The 18,404-nt window shown below is 56.9% G+C and carries 15 protein-coding genes and 3 pseudogenes; 10 read left to right on the plus strand and 8 right to left on the minus strand.

The genetic code is table 11. The annotated features are described in order from the left end of the window. Positions 1–12 precede the first annotated feature (12 nt). The 4 genes from cydB to HU773_RS23160 form a co-directional block, all read right to left on the minus strand. A complete protein-coding gene (gene cydB, locus HU773_RS23150; protein WP_057958492.1) occupies positions 13–1,149 on the minus strand; it encodes a cytochrome d ubiquinol oxidase subunit II in 1,137 nt (378 codons plus the stop codon). Further along, entirely contained in the window at positions 1,142–2,713 is a 1,572-nt protein-coding gene (locus tag HU773_RS23155) for a cytochrome ubiquinol oxidase subunit I (RefSeq protein ID WP_186625280.1), read from the minus strand. Before HU773_RS23155 ends, cydB begins: the two co-directional genes overlap by 8 nt. Further along, complete coding sequence (gene cydP, locus HU773_RS27680) at positions 2,710–2,910, minus strand: cytochrome oxidase putative small subunit CydP (RefSeq protein ID WP_057958490.1); 201 nt, start codon at positions 2,908–2,910, stop codon at positions 2,710–2,712. The genes HU773_RS23155 and cydP overlap by 4 nt, the downstream gene beginning before the upstream one ends. Before the next feature lie 147 nt (positions 2,911–3,057). Beyond that, positions 3,058–4,383: a sigma-54 interaction domain-containing protein gene (locus HU773_RS23160; RefSeq protein WP_057958489.1), complete on the minus strand. Its 1,326-nt coding sequence runs from the start codon at positions 4,381–4,383 to the stop codon at positions 3,058–3,060. A 236-nt stretch (positions 4,384–4,619) separates the two neighbouring features. Here HU773_RS23160 and HU773_RS23165 point away from each other — a divergent pair, with 236 nt between their 5' ends. The 10 genes and pseudogenes from HU773_RS23165 to HU773_RS23210 all read left to right on the plus strand — a co-directional run. Continuing rightward, positions 4,620–5,498 (plus strand): MBL fold metallo-hydrolase, encoded by an 879-nt coding sequence (locus tag HU773_RS23165; RefSeq protein ID WP_057958488.1) that lies wholly within the window; start codon positions 4,620–4,622, stop codon positions 5,496–5,498. Between the two features lie 52 nt (positions 5,499–5,550). Next, complete coding sequence (locus HU773_RS23170; RefSeq protein ID WP_057958487.1) at positions 5,551–7,221, plus strand: bifunctional protein tyrosine phosphatase family protein/NAD(P)/FAD-dependent oxidoreductase; 1,671 nt, start codon at positions 5,551–5,553, stop codon at positions 7,219–7,221. Positions 7,222–7,249: 28 nt separating this feature from the next. Then, positions 7,250–8,053, plus strand: coding sequence for a sulfite exporter TauE/SafE family protein (locus HU773_RS23175; protein WP_057958486.1), 804 nt, complete (start codon positions 7,250–7,252; stop codon positions 8,051–8,053). A 189-nt stretch (positions 8,054–8,242) separates the two neighbouring features. Next, positions 8,243–8,734: an OsmC family protein gene (locus tag HU773_RS23180; RefSeq protein ID WP_057958485.1), complete on the plus strand. Its 492-nt coding sequence runs from the start codon at positions 8,243–8,245 to the stop codon at positions 8,732–8,734. A gap of 143 nt (positions 8,735–8,877) precedes the next feature. Further along, the gene (locus tag HU773_RS23185) at positions 8,878–9,318 is read left to right on the plus strand and encodes a YeeE/YedE family protein (protein WP_057958484.1); all 441 of its coding nucleotides are present in this window, start codon (positions 8,878–8,880) and stop codon (positions 9,316–9,318) included. After that, on the plus strand, positions 9,315–9,734 hold the full coding sequence (locus HU773_RS23190; RefSeq protein WP_057958483.1) for a DUF6691 family protein: 420 nt from the start codon (positions 9,315–9,317) through the stop codon (positions 9,732–9,734). The genes HU773_RS23185 and HU773_RS23190 overlap by 4 nt, the downstream gene beginning before the upstream one ends. 13 nt (positions 9,735–9,747) lie before the next feature. After that, on the plus strand, positions 9,748–9,936 hold the full coding sequence (locus tag HU773_RS23195; RefSeq protein ID WP_081044184.1) for a YgaP family membrane protein: 189 nt from the start codon (positions 9,748–9,750) through the stop codon (positions 9,934–9,936). A gap of 203 nt (positions 9,937–10,139) precedes the next feature. Further along, positions 10,140–10,347 (plus strand): annotated as a pseudogene (locus HU773_RS23200) (MBL fold metallo-hydrolase); the annotation flags it as partial. Between the two features lie 205 nt (positions 10,348–10,552). After that, positions 10,553–11,110 (plus strand): Tll0287-like domain-containing protein, encoded by a 558-nt coding sequence (locus tag HU773_RS23205; RefSeq protein ID WP_057958481.1) that lies wholly within the window; start codon positions 10,553–10,555, stop codon positions 11,108–11,110. Positions 11,111–11,364: 254 nt separating this feature from the next. After that, a pseudogene (locus HU773_RS23210) lies at positions 11,365–11,445 on the plus strand (hypothetical protein); the annotation flags it as partial. 59 nt (positions 11,446–11,504) lie between these two features. Here HU773_RS23210 and HU773_RS23215 read toward each other — a convergent pair. The 4 genes and pseudogenes from HU773_RS23215 to HU773_RS23230 form a co-directional block, all read right to left on the minus strand. Continuing rightward, a pseudogene (locus HU773_RS23215) lies at positions 11,505–11,757 on the minus strand (MBL fold metallo-hydrolase); the annotation flags it as partial. Between the two features lie 32 nt (positions 11,758–11,789). Continuing rightward, the gene (locus tag HU773_RS23220) at positions 11,790–13,979 is read right to left on the minus strand and encodes an OsmC domain/YcaO domain-containing protein (RefSeq protein ID WP_120734133.1); all 2,190 of its coding nucleotides are present in this window, start codon (positions 13,977–13,979) and stop codon (positions 11,790–11,792) included. 72 nt (positions 13,980–14,051) lie between these two features. Next, on the minus strand, positions 14,052–16,790 hold the full coding sequence (locus tag HU773_RS23225; RefSeq protein ID WP_186625282.1) for a winged helix-turn-helix domain-containing protein: 2,739 nt from the start codon (positions 16,788–16,790) through the stop codon (positions 14,052–14,054). Positions 16,791–17,022: 232 nt separating this feature from the next. Then, positions 17,023–18,387 carry a DUF1329 domain-containing protein gene (locus HU773_RS23230; RefSeq protein ID WP_057958478.1) on the minus strand — a complete coding sequence of 455 codons (1,365 nt, stop codon included), beginning with the start codon at positions 18,385–18,387 and terminating at the stop codon, positions 17,023–17,025. Between the last annotated feature and the right edge of the window lie 17 nt (positions 18,388–18,404).

Consider the following 18,404-nt stretch of genomic DNA (forward strand, 5'->3'; position numbering starts at 1 on the left):
CCTTTGCTGGCACTAATAGGCTGAATGTTCGTTGGCTTTGATGTGTGCGACGGTGACCTTGCCCCGCATAACGCGATACGCCCACGAGGTGTAAATCACGATCAGTGGCATGAAGATCAACGTGGCCCAGAACATGATGGCTAGGCTTAAATGACTGGAGACGCTGTCCCACACGGTGAGACTTGCCGCAGGTACTGTTGATGACGGCATGATGAATGGAAACATCGACACACCCGCCGTGCTGATGACTGCGATCACCGCAAGCGATGAGGCAACAAACGCCGAGAGTGTGCGACGCATCATCAGCAATATGGCGGCACCTCCTGCGCCAACCAATCCCAGTACGGGCAACAGCCACAACAACGGATAATGACCATAGTTAGCCATCCAGGCGCCCGCTTCGCGCACCACGGACTTGTTAAGAATATCGGGCAATCCGGCGGTATCAACCAACGATGTAATGCGATAACCGTCGATCCATTGCAGCCAGATGCCGGCCGCTATAAACGAGCACGACAATACGATTGCCGCAGCCACTCCACCTTTGATCGCCCTGGCCTGGATGACACCTTCAGTGCGATGTGCCAGATAGGTACCGCCCTGCAAGGTAATCATTGCGCTACTCACAACCCCGGTCAGCAGCGCAAAGGGATTGAGCAGTTGCCAAAAACTGCCGGTGTACGTCGATACCAGAAGGTCGTTGAAATGAAACGGCACCCCTTGCAACAGGTTGCCGAACGCGATCCCGAACACCAGGGGCGGCACCGCGCCTCCGACAAAAAGGCCCCAATCCCAAGTGCTGCGCCAAGTGGAGTTTTGAATCTTGCTGCGATAGTCAAAACCCACCGGGCGGAAGAATAGCGCCCACAGGACCATGATCATCGCCCAATAGAACCCGCTGAATGCAGTGGCATACACCACTGGCCACGCCGCGAACAGGGCGCCGCCGGCAGTGATGAACCACACCTGATTGCCATCCCAGTGCGGCCCTACGGTGTTGATAACCACGCGTCGTTCCAGGTCGTTGCGGCCGACAAAAGGCAGGAGTGTGCCAACCCCCATGTCGTGGCCGTCCATGATGGCGAAACCGATCAGCAGTACGCCAACCAGCGCCCACCAGATAATTTTCAGGGTGAAGTAATCAAGCATGGTGGAGTTCCTTCAAATGGGCGTCGTGGGCATAACGACCTGTACCGAGGCTGCCGGGACCTTGACGGGCAAACTTGACCATCAGGAACATTTCAACCACCAGCAGCACGGTGTAGAACACGATGAATCCCGCCAGCGAGCCATAGAGGTTGTTGACGCTGAGGGTAGACACACTCATGTGGGTAGGCAGCACGCCATAGATGGTCCATGGCTGACGACCATATTCGGCGACGAACCAGCCCAACTCGCAGGCAACCCATGGCGCAGGCAGCATGTAAAGAGCCCAACGCAGTAACCAGCGGCTGCGCGTGCAGGTCGACTTCAACGTGCTCCAGAAGGCAAGCCCGAAGAGCATCAACATCGCAAAACCAAGCCCCACCATGATCCGGAACGCCCAGAACATGGGGGTTACGCGCGGGACGGTATCGTTCACTGCTTTGTCGATAATGTCCGGCGTGGCCTGGTTGACGTCCTCGACGTATTTTTTGAGCAGCAGACCAAAGCCCAGGTCCGCCTTATAAGCTTCGAAGGTTTCGAATGCCGCTTTATCGGTGCGGTCGGCTCGCAGCGCTTCCAGCGCATTGACGGCGGTAATGCCGCGGAGAATTCGAGCGCGGTTTTTTTCTTTAATGTCATGTATGCCTGGGATTTGCTTGCTGGCCGAGCGAGTGCCGATCAAGCCCATCACCCATGGAATATCAACCTCCCAGTTGTTCCTGGACTCGGCTTCATTGATGCTGGCGACCAGGGTCAAACTCGCAGGTGCCGGTTTGGTGTCCCACATGGCCTCCATGGCCGCCAGTTTGGTTTGCTGCGCCTCACCTACCGTGTAACCCGACTCATCCCCCAGCACGATCACGCTCAACACGGATGCCAGACCGAAGGCGGCCGCCACCCGGAAGCTGCGCTTGGCAAACTCGACATCACGATTCTTGAGCAAATACCAACTTGAAATCGACAGCACAAACATCGAGCCGGTGACATAGCCGGCAGAGACCGTGTGTACAAACTTGGCCTGGGCAACCGGGTTGAACACCACTGCCCAGAAATCAACCATCTCCATGCGCATGGTGATGTAGCTGAACTCCGAGCCCACCGGATTCTGCATCCATCCATTGGCGATCAAAATCCATAGCGCAGAGAGGTTTGTACCAATGGCCATCAGCAACGTGACCAGTAAGTGGTGCTCTTTTTTCAGGCGATCCCAGCCAAAAAAGAACAGGCCGATCATGGTCGATTCAAGGAAGAACGCCATCAAACCCTCGATGGCCAGCGGGGCACCGAAGATGTCGCCGACGTAGTGCGAGTAATACGCCCAGTTGGTGCCGAACTGAAATTCCAGGGTGATACCCGTAGTCACCCCGAGGGCGAAGTTGATGCCGAACAGCTTGCCCCAGAAGCGCGTCATGTCTTTCCAGATGACATTACCGGTCATCACATAAACGCTTTCCATGATGACCAGCAGCCACACCATGCCAACCGTGAGCGGTACAAAAAGAAAGTGGTAAAGCGCAGTGGCTGCAAACTGCAGCCGAGACAAATCCACCAGTTGTTCTGAAATCACTTGCTTGCCCCTTGAGTCGAGGTGGGTACACCGAACCTGTCGCCGATAGTGTTCGAGTCGACGCTGACGTGCGAATCCCGGATGAACAGCCACCACAGCACTGTCAGCACCAGTAGCTTGATCAGTACTGCTGTGAGCAGATGGCGTCGTAGTCGTTTGTCGGAAATGGTCATGACTATGCAGTTAGCACACGGCATGCCAAGGGGATCTTTTTTATTTTTATTGTTTAATAACAGTATGTTAGAAGTGAGTCCGTCAAGGCAGAGGATGCCGTGGCAGGTTAATACGCTGCCAATCTGCCAGAGTGGCAGTCATTGGCAGTCATGCGGTGTGAGCGCTAGCGACTACGCCAACCCTTGCTCTTTCAGTCGCCTATACAACGTACGCTCGCTAATCCCCATTTGCTTGGCCAACTCACTGCGGGAACCTTTAAAAGTCGCGAGTGCTTGTACCAGCGTGCTGCCGCCTAAAGGGGTGGACGTCGAGGACTGAGGAGGTATCACGACGCTGGGCAGGGGTAAATGTATGGAGCGGATCACTCCATCGTCAGCGAACAGACTGGCTCTTTCTAGAACATTGCGTAACTCACGGATATTGCCGGGCCAGGGAAGGCGCTGCAATTGTGTCAGAGCATCGGCATCTATCGTCAGCCGGCGCTTGCCTGTACCGGCACGTTGTAGAAATGAATTCACAAGCAAGCCAATATCTTCAACTCGGTTACGCAAGGGGGGTAACTGAATTGGAAAGGCGCTGATGCGGTAGTACAGGTCCTGCCTGAACTCACCTCTCTCCATCATTTTTTCCAGTGGTTTATGGGTCGCAGCAATTAACCTGAAGTTGGCGTGAAGGGTCTCGACACTGCCGACACGGCGATAGGTGCCCGATTCGATCAGGCGCAACAGTTTCACCTGCATTGCCAGCGGAACATCGCCAATCTCATCAAGAAACAACGTGCCGCCCTGGGCCGTTTCGACCAAACCAGGTTTACGCGTGGAGGCACCGGTGAATGCTCCTTTTTCATGGCCGAACAGCTCGCTCTCAAACAACGTTTCGGTCAATCCTGAGCAATCTACGACTACAAAGGGTCCAGTGGCCCGCTCGCTGGTTTCATGCACCGCGCGAGCGAACAACTCTTTGCCCGTACCGGACTCGCCTAACAGCAGTACCGGCAGCATTGATGGTGCGACCCGCTGCAGCTCAGACAGGGCGAGGTTAAAGGCTGGTGAACAGCCCACCAGCCCTTCGTTACTGGGGCGCGCTGAGGCGCTTCGGACCAGTGTGAGACGCTCAACATACGCGGTAATTATTCCGTGCTCGTCTAGGATCGGACGCAATTCGACGTCGACATGCTCGGGACCGCGAGGCGTGTGGTGAATGTGCAAAACACGATCCGGCCCGCGCATTTCCTGCGCCTTTTTCATCGGACAATTCTCACCCGCCTGATCACAAGGGACATCGTAATGGTGTGAGACTTGATAACACTTATGACCGATAAAGGGTTTGTCAGCGCTGCCAAACTGCCGCTGATAGGCAGTGTTGGCGGCCAGGATGTTGTACTCCGGATCGAGCACGATCATCGGCTGGGGTTCGTGCTCAAGAAACGAAACAAGCGACTGCACTTGATCCGGGTGTGGGAGTGAGTTGTCCGGGGCGGGCAGGATGGTCTTCATGGTGGCTCCTGAGAATCCACCATCCTGTTGTGGCACTGCCAGCTCTGTCAACAGGCACTGCCAATGGCAGCGAATTTCAGGGTCTTATAAAAAAACAAATCCCTAAAAAAAATATAAATCTATTGAAATCAACAAGATAAAAACCATTTTTCGCACACAACAACCTTGGCAGGCTTATTGCTATGTCAGTCCTTAGTGTGAGCGGCTCGATAAAAGCCCCCCTAAGGAGACAGGTCATGAGCGTAAAACTTCACGTCGAAGGATTCTTCGATTCTGCCACCAATACCGTCAGCTACCTTGTGCTGGATGAAGCGACCAACCACTGCGCTTTAGTAGACAGCGTACTTGACTACGACCCTAAATCCGGCCACACCGCCACAACGTCTGCCGACAAATTGATTGCGAGGGTGAACGAACTCAATGCGAAGGTCGACTGGATTCTTGAGACTCACGTCCACGCAGACCACCTGACGGCCGCGCCATACCTGAAGGAAAAGCTCGGTGGAAAAATAGGGATCGGCAGCCAGATTTCGACGGTGCAAGAGGTATTCGGCACTCTGTTCAATACAGGTCGTGATATGGCCCGCGATGGAAGCCAGTTCGATCACCTGTTCGTCAATGACGAGCTGTTCGCCATCGGCACGCTGCAATGCCACGCGCTCCATACACCGGGCCATACACCAGCCTGTATGACTTATGTGATCAGCGATGGGACCGAAAAGGCTGCATTCGTCGGCGATACCTTGTTTATGCCGGACTACGGTACTGCACGCTGTGATTTTCCCGGTGGTGATGCGCGTACGCTGTTCCAATCAATCAACAAGGTACTGAGTCTGCCGGCCAATACCTTGCTGTACATGTGCCACGACTACCAGCCAGATGGCCGCGAGGTGCAGTTCGTCAGTACTGTTGCAGACCAACGCACGCAAAACGTCCACGTGCGTAATGGGATCAGTGAGGAAGAGTTCGTGGCGATGCGCACAAAGCGTGACGCATTGATGGACATGCCAACGCTGATCCTGCCATCGGTTCAGGTCAACATGCGAGCCGGGCATTTGCCTGAGCCTGAAGCGAACGGGACGCGCTACCTGAAAATCCCACTCAACGTCGCCTGACGTTGCCTCCCCTGAAAAACCTATAAGAAAAATACCCATAACGGAGACCTTTATGGACATTCGTTGCCTTGTGCCTGGACTGTCAGTATCAGAACAAATTTTCCCCAACCAATTGGCGGAACTGAAAGAAGCTGGTTTTCGCGCCATTGTGTGTAACCGTCCCGATGGCGAAGGCGGCGATCAACCGTTGTTTGCCGAAATCAAACGAGCCGCCCAGGCGATCGGTATTGAGGCGCACTACCTTCCTGCTGAATCAGGCAAAGTCACCGACGAGCAAGGTATTGCCTTTGGCAAGCTCCTTGAAACGCTTCCAAAGCCCGTGTTGGCCTATTGCCGTTCCGGCATGCGCTCGACAACGATGTGGGCACTGTCACAAGCCGGCCAACAATCCCTGCCACACATCGTCGATACTGCCAAAAAAGCCGGGTTCGATATGAAAGGCGTCATTCGCCGAATTGCGAATCAGGGGCGCACACCGGTCGAAGTTTCTGAGGCGGAGCATTCCGTGGTCATCATCGGTGGCGGTGCGGCGGGTATCGCGACTGCATCCAGCTTGCTGGCACGAGAGCCTGGACTAGACATTGCCATCATCGACCCGGCAGATGTGCACTACTACCAACCAGGCTGGACGCTTGTCGGCTGTGGTGTCTTCAATGCACCCCAAACTGCCCACACGATGGGCACAACCATCCCGCGAGGCGTGCACTGGATCAAGTCGGCGGTCGCCGCATTCGAACCAGAGAGAAATGCCGTCATTCTTGATGGATGCCGAGTCGTCAAATACGAGCAGCTGATTGTATGCCCTGGCCTGAAGCTTAACTGGCATGCCATCGAGGGGTTGTCGGACACGCTAGGCCGCAACGGTGTGACTTCAAACTACCTGTATCACCTTGCCCCTTACACGTGGGAACTGGTGCAGCAACTGCGTGGTGGGCGAGCCATTTTCACTCAACCACCCATGCCGATCAAATGTGCCGGGGCACCGCAAAAGGCAATGTACCTCTCCGCCGATCATTGGAAACGTACCGGTGTATTGGACAACATCGAGATCGAGTTTTGCAGCGCTGGCGCGGTGCTGTTCGGAGTTCCCGACTATGTGCCCGCACTGATGTCATACATCAAGGCTTATGGTGTCGACCTGAATTTCGGCAACACACTCACCAGCGTGAATGGGCCCGCACGGACTGCAACGTTCAACTGCGTCGATTCGGATGGCAGCTCCCATCTTGTTGCGCGCGACTTCGATCTACTTCATGTGGTGCCACCGCAGATTGCGCCGGACTTCATCCGGGTCAGCCCTCTCGTTGACACGGCTGGCTGGATTGATGTCGACCCTGCCACTTTGCGCCATAAAACCTGGGTCAATATTCACGCGCTGGGAGACGCGGCCAACTCCAGCAACGCCAAAACCGCCGCAGCAGCACGCAAGCAAGCGCCAGTCGTTGCCCATAATGTGCTGGCTGCAATGGGTAAAGCGAAAGGCAGCGCCCATTACGACGGTTACGGCTCCTGCCCGCTGACGGTTGAACGCGGCAAGATCGTACTGGCTGAGTTCACCTATGGTGGCAAGGTCGCCCCCAGCTTCCCATCCTGGCTAATCGACGGCACCCGGCCATCGAGGCTGGCATGGCTGCTCAAGGAACGGATTCTTCCACCGCTGTATTGGAAGGGAATGCTCAAGGGCCATGAGTGGATGGCGAAACCTGAGTTGGCCGACCTATGAAACCAGACCTGAAAGCAAGGAGACTGAGATGATCGTGATCCTACTGCTCGGGCTTACTGTTGGGGTCATTCTGGCGCTGACCGGCGCTGGCGGAGGAATACTGGCTGTTCCCTTGCTGGTGTTTGGAGTGGGGTTGAGCATGGCCGAAGCTGGGCCAATCGGTTTACTGGCTGTCGGTTTAGCCGCGACTCTGGGTGCCGTGATGGGACTCAAAAACGGCACCGTCCGCTATAAAGCAGCGCTTTTGATCGCAGGTGCGGGGATCGTCTGTTCTCCGCTTGGCCTTTGGCTGGCGCAGCGCATGCCGAACCGTCCGTTGACGATCATCTTTGCCTTTGTCTTGATGTACGTAGCGTTCCGGGTGTTTCAACGCTCATTGCCTTCTTCCGCGGAATCAAAGACACCGGCCATGAACAAACAACCGCCTTGTCTGTTGGACGCAAATCGCGGAAAGCTGAACTGGACTGCACCCTGTGCATGGGCGCTCACCGTTTCTGGGATTGTCGCGGGCGGGCTTTCCGGCTTGCTCGGCGTGGGCGGTGGCTTCGTGATGGTGCCGGCGCTCCAGCGATACACCAATTTGACAGCGCAGTCCGTGCTCGCAACGTCTCTAGCCGTTATTGCACTGGTTTCAATTTCCGGCGTTGCTGCAAGCTCGGCAGCTGGGCACTTACAGTGGGCAGTTGCCATTCCGTTTTCCATTGGCGCATTAGCCGGCATGATCTGCGGGCGCTTGGTCGCTGCCAAGCTGTCGGGGCCAAACTTACAAAAAGGGTTTGCCATTGTATCTGCAGTGGTTGCAGTGGCCTTGCTGGTAAAAGCTATTCAGTAGATCAGGGCGGAGGACTTATCCGCCTGTTGACGGCTGCCCTGGAAGCCTTCAGCCAATCCATGACTGCCAGATCCGGCCGCGATGGTTCTTCTGCTGGTATTTATCTCGGCCACCCCACTGATCCACTTCCTGGTCCGCTGCTGCAGAGCTGGATTGAACCTACCGTCAAATGAACGAAGGATTGGACTCATGAACGACAGCACTCGTGTGAATTTGCGTTTGGAGCAACAACATGACTATCGCTGCACGCTGCACTTCGAAGAAGGTGCGCCGACTCTGACCGTGGATGAGCCACCCCCACTGGGTGAGGCTGTTGGTCCCAGCCCGGTGGAACTGCTGCTCGGTGCGGTTGCTAACTGTCTGACTAACAGTCTGCTGTTCGCCCTGCGTAAGTACAAGCAGGATGCCGAGCCGCTTTCATGCAAGGCCACTGCTGAGGTCGGACGCAATGCTGAAAATCGCCTACGGGTACTCCATATAGACATTGAACTGCAGTTAGGAAAATCAGCTGCCAAGCTGGAGCACTTACCGCGCATCCTTGGCCAATTCGAAAGTTTTTGCACCGTTACACAAAGCGTGGCCCAAGGCATCCCAGTCCAATTACGAGTCATAGACTCCGAAGGGCTGGTACTAAAAGGTGATCTGCATGCTTCCACTGAACCCGCTTCGACAGGGGCGTGAAAACTTGCAGCGGATAGGTAAAACATTGTGGCTTAGAGTGCCCGATTGGTATTGGAGTTGGTGACGTTCTATCGCATCAGCAGTCCAGCAGCATCGGCAGCCATCCAAACCCTGTATCAACAATTTTGTGCCGGAGAAGCTTCATGAATGTCGACTGGCTCAACTTCACTCCCTGGTCATCCCTTGCAGGCGGTGCATTGATTGGCTTGGCGGCCAGTCTATTCGTCGTCGCCAACGGGCGTATCGCAGGCATCAGCGGTCTGATCGGCAGTTTTTTACAGCGTGGGAGCGAGGGGGTGAGTGAGAAAGCACTTTTTCTCCTGGGCCTGCTCATCGCGCCTCTTCTATGGGGCTTGTTCGCCACGCTGCCGCAGATTGAGTTCCAAAGTGGCTGGTTCGAATTGATCGTCGCCGGTGTATTGGTGGGCATCGGCACACGATATGGTTCAGGTTGCACCAGTGGCCATGGGGTGTGCGGCATATCGCGCCTTTCGCCGCGATCGATGGTTGCCACTGCGTGCTTCATGTTCAGTGGTTTCGCCACAGTGTTTGTCTTGCGTCATCTGCTGGGGGGTTGGACATGACCAAACTGAGTGCATTCATTGCGGGTCTGCTGTTCGGCTTGGGTCTGCTTCTGGCAGGCATGGCCAATCCGAGCAAAGTACTCGCTTTCCTCGATTTAACCGGTGCCTGGGATCCTTCCTTGGCGTTGGTCATGGTCGGGGCGATCGGCATAGCCGTTGGCCCGCTAACCTGGGCGCGACAGCAATCAAGTTCTCTGCTGGGAAGGCCAATGCAGCTACCGATCAAACGTGAGTTGGACCCGCGCTTGATTGGCGGGAGCCTGTTGTTCGGCATCGGCTGGGGAATAGCAGGCATCTGTCCTGGCCCCGCCGTGGCAATTCTGCTGACAGGAAGCTGGCAAGTGATTGTGTTCATGTTGGCCATGCTGGCCGGCATGTTGTTGTTTACTGCGCTGGAGACCCGGCGCAGCCATTGATCGGGAGATCGCCATGAAAGCGAACATTGGAACCATTGACCGTAGCCTGCGCGTTGTCGCTGGTCTGCTTCTCATTGGCCTCAGTCTATCCGGTGTGATCGGCGTGTGGGGTTGGATAGGTTTGGTGCCGCTGGCCACTGGCATTTTCCGTTTCTGCCCTGTCTATACGTTGCTAGGCATCAAAACCTGTAACCGTTGCTGAGCGGCAACCGTTGCACACTAGCGGGCGCCTGAAGGTGCCCCTGGTGGTTTAGATCGCAGCACTGATCACGGTTCCTTACCAGAGCCCGTTGGTAGATCAGCACTCCACTTCGTATATCGAAAAGAGAATTCCATCATGAAACCACATGTAGAAGCTTTTTTTGACTCCGCTAAGCATACCTATAGCTATGTTGTCAGTGACCCGACTATAAGGTCCCGGGTCGAGATGAATACCGCAATGAAACAACCATTGCAGAGCAACGAACTCATAACGTCCATGTGCATCATGGGCACCAGCGAAGCAGATTTCGTTGCTATGCGCCAAGCGCGGAATGCCACCTTCGGTACGCCGACACTTATCCACCCATCCGTGCAAGTGAACATGCGGGCCGGTCAGTTACCTCCATTTTAAGGAAGTGGCACTTGCTACCTGAAAATGACTCTTAACGTGCTCTGAGTTGCTGTCGTTAATTGACTCACTTAAATAATTGGCATGCGTCAATACCGTCGCTACCTGACAAGGGCAGATGCACGTTTTAGATCGTGACTCACCACCCCGTCAAGGCCATGTTTGTTAACCCCAACAGTTCGATCGAGAAAAGTATGAGGAAATTGATATGCGGATGGTAACGATTTTTCTGAGCGGAGCATTGAGCGTTGCAGCCTATGCTGACGACCTCGAAAAGATGACTGCTGAAGGGGCTACTCTTATTCCCCCCTTCCAGCAGCATCTTATGGACACCGTGAAATCAGCGATGCAAACAGGCGGAGCGGTTAACGCCGTTGAGGCTTGCCAGTTGCTCGCACCACAAATTGCTGATCAGCATAGTCAAACACCGTGGGTTGTGGGTCGGACAGCATTAAAGGTTCGAAATCCGGATAACGCGCCAGATGTTTGGGAAAGGCAGATCCTTGAGCAGTTTGTTAAGCGCGCTGCGGCAGGTGAAGCATTATCTGGTTTAGCGTATTCGGAAATCGTAAAGGGTGAATTCCGAATGATGAAGGCTATTCCCACAGGTGAGGCGTGTTTAGGATGCCATGGTAAGGAGCTAAAGCCGGAACTGGCTGCGGTAATAGATCAACGATACCCACAGGATAAAGCCCGCGGCTTTGCTCTAGGAGAGTTGCGCGGTGCATTTACTCTACGCCGAATCATAGAGACAACAAATGATTAACTTAGGAACGCAAAAAAATACCCATTCTGGGTGAGCGGTATTTCTGTTAAGCCTACAACATTCGATCCTTGAGCCGAACACTAGAGCATTTCAATTTTTATTAGACCACTACATATGGAGCCTAAGTAAGAAAAAAACATCTACACGTCTACGTGTCTTACTTATAAATTTAACAATCGCTGCTAGCTGACCGGAATCGAATCTACAATCGTTCAAACAAGGATAACTTAATATCTGACCTGAACGATCCATGAGTGTTTTTTGCCGCTGAGGGAGCCTTGCCGGCTTGGAACCGAACCAGTCTTTCGCTTATGACATTTGGCTTCGTGATTGAGCGATTCGGATTACTTTTTCAGTTGCTAAAACCAAGCGTATTGGGCAGCCCAGAAAGACAATCTTCCTTGTGCAGGTGCAGCGTGGCGCAGGTCTTGTCTTTCAACTGGCCGGAAGCCAGGAAGTGGTCCAGGTGCGCATCGGTGTGGATGATGCTCACCACCTTAAGGCCCAGGCCCAGCGCGTCGAGCCGCGCCGCGCCAGGATCAGCTCATGGTTGCCATACGGATCGACCACGATGGCCTTCTTGGTGACCCGCCGATGATTGTGCAGTTGCACTGCAAAGGGCCGACGGGGAAGGTTTCGCGGATCAGTCGGGGGTTGTGGCGTGCATAAGGACTCCCTTCTAGCTGTTGGCCCGTGCGGCGTGCAGTTTTTTGTAGCTGTCGATCAGCCGCAGGTGTCGATCCAGGCCTTCGAGCTTCATGCTGGTCGGGGTCAAACCATGGAACCGCACGCTGCCCTCCACCGAACCAATGGCGGCGTCCATGCGCTCGTTGCCAAACATCCGGCGGAAGTTGGCCTCGTAGTCTTCCAGCTCCAAATCCTCGTCCAACTGCATCTCCAGCACCGCATTCACTGCCTGGTAGAACAGGCCGCGTTCGACGGTGTTGTCGTTGTATTGCAGGAACATCTCCACCGCTTCCTTCGCCTCTTCATACTGCTGCAAGGCGAGATAGATCAGCAGCTTCAACTCAAGGATCGTCAACTGGCCCCAAGCCGTGTTGTCGTCAAATTCGATGCCGATCAGGGTGGTGATATCGGTGTAATCATCCAGTTCACTTTCCACCAGGCGCTCGACCAGCGCTTGCAGGCCGTCTTCATCCAGGCTGTGCAAGTTGAGGATATCGGCGCGGAAGAACAACGCCTTGTTGGTGTTATCCCAGATCAGGTCGTCAACCGGATAGATTTCCGAATAGTCCGGCACTAGGATGCGGCAGGCCTTGGCGCCGATATGCTCGTACACCGCCATGTAGACCTGCTTGCCCATGCCTTCGAGAATACCGAACAAAGTCGCGGCCTCTTCGGCGTTGGAGTCTTCGCCCTGGCCGGAAAAATCCCACTCCACGAACGCGTAATCGGACTTGGCACTGAAGAAGCGCCACGACACCACGCCGCTGGAGTCGATGAAGTGCTCGACAAAGTTGTTCGGCTCGGTCACCGCATGCCCTTCAAAGGTCGGCTGCGGCAAGTCGTTCAGGCCTTCGAAGCTGCGGCCCTGAAGCAACTCGGTAAGGCTTCGCTCCAGCGCCACTTCCAGGCTTGGGTGGGCGCCAAACGAGGCAAATACGCCGCCGGTGCGCGGGTTCATCAGGGTCACGCACATCACCGGGAACTCGCCGCCCAGGGACGCATCCTTGACCAGCACCGGGAAACCCTGCTCTTCCAGGGCCTGGATACCGGCGAGGATGCTTGGGTATTTGGCCAGCACTTCAGCCGGGACATCCGGCAAGGCGAATTCACCTTCAATGATTTCGCGCTTCACCGCACGCTCGAAAATCTCCGACAGGCACTGCACCTGGGCCTCAGCCAAGGTGTTACCGGCACTCATGCCGTTGCTCAGGTAGAGGTTTTCGATGAGGTTGGAGGGGAAATACACCACCTCGCCGTCAGACTGACGCACAAACGGCAGTGAGACGATGCCACGTTCTTCATTGCCGGAGTTGGTATCGATCAGGTGTGAGCCGCGCAACTCGCCATCGCGGTTGTAGATTTTCAGGCAGTACTCGTCGAGGATTTCCGTCGGCAGCGCGTCTTTACGGCCGGGCTTGAACCAGCGCTCCTCCGGGTAATGCACAAACGCCGCGTTGGCGATGTCTTCGCCCCAGAACTGGTCGTTGTAGAAGAAATTGCAGTTCAGGCGCTCGATAAACTCTCCCAGGGCCGACGCCAGTGCGCCTTCCTTGGTCGCGCCCTTGCCGTTGGTAAAGCACATCGGCGAATGGGCATCGCGGATATGCAACGACCAGACATTGGGCACGATATTGCGCCACGAGGCGATTTCAATCTTCATGCCCAGGCCCGCGAGAATGGCCGACATGTTGGCGATGGTCTGCTCCAGCGGCAGGTCCTTGCCCGCGATGAAGGTGCCCGCGTCTGACGCAGCCGCCGGCATCAGCAACGCCTGGGCGTCGGCGTCGAGGTTTTCCACCTCTTCGATAACAAACTCGGGCCCGGCCTGTACCACTTTCTTGACCGTGCAGCGGTCAATGGAGCGCAGGATGCCCTGGCGATCCTTGTCGGAAATATCCGCCGGCAACTCGACCTGAATCTTGAAGATCTGGTTGTAGCGGTTTTCCGGGTCGACAATATTGTTCTGCGACAGGCGGATATTGTCCGTGGGGATATTGCGCGTGCTGCAGTACAACTTCACAAAGTAAGCCGCACACAACGCCGACGAAGCCAGGAAGTAGTCGAACGGACCGGGGGCCGAGCCATCGCCCTTGTAGCGAATCGGCTGGTCGGCCACCACGGTGAAGTCATCGAACTTGGCTTCAAGCCGGAGGTTGTCGAGAAAATTGACCTTGATTTCCATGCGGGATTACCAGAATAGCGGAGCAAACGAATTGGCCGCCATTATCCGGCTTTTACGGCGCAAGTCTCCCCCTTACCCCAACAACCCCATCTCCTGCGCCCGCGCGACTGCCTGGGTGCGGCGCTCGACCCCCAGTTTGCTGTTGATATGACTGGCGTGGGTCTTGACGGTGTGCAGCGAGATAAACAGCTGGTTGCTGATTTCCTGGTTGGAGCACCCTTGGGCGATCAACTGCAGCACTGCCAGCTCACGGGCGCTCAAGGTTTCGCTGGAATGGCTGGTTTCGACTGGCTCGCGCGGGGCAACCGCCGGCAGCAGGGCCCAGAGGCTTTGCCGCATCAAATCGTTCGGCGCCTGGCCCAGTTGCTCGCGTACCCAGTCGGGATAACGTTCCAACAGGCGCTGGAAGGGTTGCAACGCGCCACCGCTGGCCATTTGCAAGGCGCGGGCAAACAGCGGCCGGGCTGACATTGCCTGGCCGTCATCCAGCAACAACAGCACGTGCTGGTTCAGGGCCATCACCGCGATCATCTGCTGGCCTTTGCCTTCGGCTTGCCGCGCCAACCCATCGAGTCGACGCCGGGCGCTTTCGCACTGGCCACGAATAGCATCCAGGGCCGCCTGTTGCAGTTCGATATGTTGCGCCAGGTGCGGATGAAACTCCGGGGCGGCGGCAGCCTGCTCGCCGTTATAGGTTTGCCCCAGGCGCACCAGCCAGGCATCGGCCAGGTCGGTACGGCCCTGGGCCAGCCACAACTCGCATTTGATCAGGGTGATCATGGCCAGGTAGTAGATCGGCGGCACGTCCCAGATATGCATCAAGCGCTCGGCTTCGGCCAGTTCGGCAAAGGCCTTGGGAAAATCGCCACGGCGCCCCTCAAGGTTGGCGATGACACAGTAGCCGATCAACACGCTGATATCCCGGCAGGCGCGGGCTTCGGCAAGCCCTGTACGCAAACGCAACAGGCCGGCCTCCGGCTGGCAACGCATCAGCAGCAGGAACCCTTCATACAACGACAGGCGTGCGCGCACCGCATACAGGCGCTGGGATGCCAGGCCCTGCAAGCGTTGCAGGCCCTCGCGCACCTCCTCCAGGGAACGCAGGATTTCCCCACGCGCCTGCAGCACCCGTGCCCGGTCGTAATGGGCCAGGGCCTCGAACAGCGGGTTGCCGACGCGTTGCGCCAGTTCCAGGGATTCGCGATTCAAGCCCCGCGCACGCCACAGGTCGGCGTCGACGATGGCCAGGTTCGACAAGGTCGACAGGCACATCAAACGCTGGCCGTAACGCTTGTGCGGCAGGCTTTCCAGGGCCTCTGTGCAATACAAGTGGGTCAGTTCCCGGTCGCCGCGCCCACGGGCGATGATGCCGCTGAGGGCCAGCCACTGGGCGAGCATCGACTTCTGCGCAGTGGCCGACGGTGCCGGCAGGAAGCGGCTGAGATGGCTGGACAACTCTTCCGCCGCATCCAACTGGCAAGCCAGCCCCAGCGCCCAGCTATAGAGCACGATCAAGCGCGGCGTGCTGATCAACAGGCTGTCGGGCAAGTCCATCTTCCAGCGCAGGAGCATGCCGACGTTCTGCTCGGCCAGCAGTTGTTCTTCGGACAGGTTCTGCACCAGATTCGCCGCCACATCCGGATGCCCGGCACGCAGTGCTTGCTCCACGGCCTCATCGAGCAAGCCCTGGGCGTTGAACCAGCGGCAGGCGCGCAGGTGCAGGCTGGCGGCCGGCAACATCGCATTTGGCGAGCGCCGGGTGCGCAGTAAATCGGAAAACAGGTGGTGATAACGGTACCAGTGGCCCTGCTCGTCCAGCGGCACCAGGAACACCTGATGGGCTTGCAGGTAGCGCAGGATTTCCGCGCTGTCATGGGCCTCGCGCACGGCATCGCACAACTCGCTGCAAAAACGCTCCTGGGAGGCCGTGTCGTAAAGGAAGGCCTGGACTTCCGGCGGCAGGCAGTCGATCACCTCTTCCAGCAGATAGTCACGGATCAGCCCCTCCCCACCATGCAGGCCCTGGGGCAAGTCGGCCTCGTTGCCGGCTTCGGAGGCCGCCAGCAACCAGAAACGCAGGCCGGCCACCCAGCCTTCGCTGCGACGGATCAGGTTGTCCAAGGCTTCACCGCGCAACGAGCTGCTATGACTCTCGAGCAAGGCCAGGGATTCGTCGTTGGTCAGGCGCAGGTCTTGTTCATGCAACTCCAGCAGATGCCGGGACAAACGCAACCGTGCCAAATGCCAGTCGGGACGCTGGCGGCTGGTGACCAGCACCAACAGGCCATCGGGCAAATGGTTGAGAAAGAATTGCAGGCAGCGATCCAGCACCGGGCCCTGGGCCAGGTGGTAGTCATCCAGCACCAGTAGTAACGGGGTACGTGTGGACAGGTGGACGGTCAATTCGTCGAGCAGGCCATCAAGCCACTCTTCAAAGGCAAACGGCTGATGGCGCTGGCGCATTTTCAACAAACCCAGGGCCTGGGTGCCGACCTGCGGGAAATACTGCTGCAAACCTTCCAGCAGGCGCTCAAGGAAGCGTCCCGGATCACTGTCCCGCGAACTGAGGCCCAGCCACAGGCTATGCCAGTGATCAGGCAGGCTTTGGCAGAACTCCACCGCCAGCGAGCTCTTGCCAAACCCGGCCGGCGCGCTGACCAGTAATAGACGCCCGTCCAGGCCGGCGCTCAAGCGCTCGCACAAACGCGGGCGCAGCACATAGCCATCGGGCAGCGGGGGTCGGTAGAAGCGCCCTTCCAGCGTGGGGATTATCGCACTGGCAGGCCCTTGGATTGGGGACAGATCAGTCATCGCCGGGCTCTTGTAGTAGGCTGTGGTCGGCATTGCAGATGTCCGCAGACTAGCGTTAAAAGCCGTCGCTTTGTAGATCTTTGCAACATTTGTCTGAAAAAGACTACAACAAGAAATAACCAACTATTTTCCGGATGCCCAAAAACAAATGTGGGGATGGGCTTGTGTGGGAGCGGACTTGCCCGCTCCCACACAAGCCCACCCCCACAGGTGCGGACTTGTCTAGCGCTGTTTAGCGAACACCATCCTGACGCAGAGCCGCCGGGGTGAAGTCGCTGGTGGTGGCAGTGAAGCCGAAGTCATAGGCCTGTTTCTCTTCGTTCTTCATGCCCAGGGCCAGGTAGCGGCCGGACTGCAGGTCGTAGAGGGTTTCGAGGGCGTACCACGGCACTTGCTTGTCGTAGTAGTTCTCGCCATGGGCTTCCGCTACACGCCACAGTTGGCCACGACCGTCGTAATGGTCGATCACCGCTGCTTGCCAGGTGTCTTCGTCGATGTAGAAGTCACGCTTGGCATAGATATGGCGCTGGCCTTCCTTCAAGGTGGCGACCACGTGCCAGACGCGGCGCAGTTCATAACGCGCCAGGTCCTGGTTGATGTGGCCGGCCTTGATGATGTCGGCGTACTTGAGCTTCGGATCGTCGAGTTTGTAGCTGTTGGAGGCGATGTAGATTTCCTTCTTGCCTTCCAGCTTCCAGTCGTAGCGATCCGGAGCGCCGTTGTACATGTCGAGGTTGTCGGAAGTCCGCAGGCCATCGGCGGCAGTCCCCGGCCCGTCATAGGACACTTGCGGCGCGCGGCGCACACGACGCTGGCCGGCGTTATAGACCCACGCGGCGCGCGGTTCCTTTACCTGGTCCAGGGTTTCGTGCACCAGCAATACACCACCGGCCAGACGCGCAGGAGCGGTCACTTTCTGCTTGAAGTAGAACAGGATGTTGCCCGGATTTGCCGGATCGTAATCCTTCATCTTGTCGCGGAACACGAACTGGTCCTGGAAGTACACCAGGCTGTACGAGCCGTTGGCCTGTGGCGTGGCCTGGGTTACCAGGCGTGTCACGCTGCCGCCGCGATAACGGGTGATGTGGTTCCAGATCACCTCGACCCCGCTTTTCGGGATTGGGAACGGAATCGCGGTTTCGAAGTTTTCCAGGCCGTTACCACCGCCTACCAGGTTGGTGCTGGTGGCGTTTTTCTTGATGGAGGCGAACACTTGCGCCGGCACGGTGGCACCGCGATGGGTGGTGTACACCGGCATCTTGAAGGTTTCAGGGTAGCGCTTGAACATCGCGTACTGCCCCGGCGCCAGCTTGTCTTTGTACTGCTCGACGTTCTGCGCGGTGATGATGAACTGCGGCTGCTCGCTGGCATACGGGTTGGCCAGGAAGCCTTTGGCGTCCACGGCGCCGGCGTTGGTTGGCAGGGCTTTCCAGGCAGGGATGGTGCCGGCAGCGTTGCCGGCCATTTCCGCGCCCATCGGGGTCAACGTGGTGCCCAGCTTGGCGGCTTCATCCGCCGAGACGGCCGCCATGACGCTGCTGGCCATGATCGACAGTCCCAGCACACCCACGTGCAACAGACTTTTGGTTATTTTCATGTTCTGGTCTTCCTGAA

Origin of the sequence: Pseudomonas shahriarae, from assembly GCF_014268455.2 — a bacterium.
Taxonomy (GTDB): Bacteria; Pseudomonadota; Gammaproteobacteria; order Pseudomonadales; family Pseudomonadaceae; genus Aquipseudomonas; species Aquipseudomonas shahriarae.

Coding starts and splice junctions, on each gene's coding strand:
- HU773_RS23205 (WP_057958481.1), top strand. CDS start 10,553: ATGCGGATGGTAACGATTTTTCTGAGCGGAGCATTGAGCGTTGCAGCC.
- HU773_RS23175 (WP_057958486.1), top strand. CDS start 7,250: ATGATCGTGATCCTACTGCTCGGGCTTACTGTTGGGGTCATTCTGGCG.
- cydP (WP_057958490.1), bottom strand. CDS start 2,910: ATGCCGTGTGCTAACTGCATAGTCATGACCATTTCCGACAAACGACTA.
- HU773_RS23180 (WP_057958485.1), top strand. CDS start 8,243: ATGAACGACAGCACTCGTGTGAATTTGCGTTTGGAGCAACAACATGAC.
- HU773_RS23160 (WP_057958489.1), bottom strand. CDS start 4,383: ATGAAGACCATCCTGCCCGCCCCGGACAACTCACTCCCACACCCGGAT.
- cydB (WP_057958492.1), bottom strand. CDS start 1,149: ATGCTTGATTACTTCACCCTGAAAATTATCTGGTGGGCGCTGGTTGGC.
- HU773_RS23195 (WP_081044184.1), top strand. CDS start 9,748: ATGAAAGCGAACATTGGAACCATTGACCGTAGCCTGCGCGTTGTCGCT.
- HU773_RS23190 (WP_057958483.1), top strand. CDS start 9,315: ATGACCAAACTGAGTGCATTCATTGCGGGTCTGCTGTTCGGCTTGGGT.
- HU773_RS23165 (WP_057958488.1), top strand. CDS start 4,620: ATGAGCGTAAAACTTCACGTCGAAGGATTCTTCGATTCTGCCACCAAT.
- HU773_RS23220 (WP_120734133.1), bottom strand. CDS start 13,979: ATGGAAATCAAGGTCAATTTTCTCGACAACCTCCGGCTTGAAGCCAAG.
- HU773_RS23185 (WP_057958484.1), top strand. CDS start 8,878: ATGAATGTCGACTGGCTCAACTTCACTCCCTGGTCATCCCTTGCAGGC.
- HU773_RS23170 (WP_057958487.1), top strand. CDS start 5,551: ATGGACATTCGTTGCCTTGTGCCTGGACTGTCAGTATCAGAACAAATT.
- HU773_RS23225 (WP_186625282.1), bottom strand. CDS start 16,790: ATGACTGATCTGTCCCCAATCCAAGGGCCTGCCAGTGCGATAATCCCC.
- HU773_RS23230 (WP_057958478.1), bottom strand. CDS start 18,387: ATGAAAATAACCAAAAGTCTGTTGCACGTGGGTGTGCTGGGACTGTCG.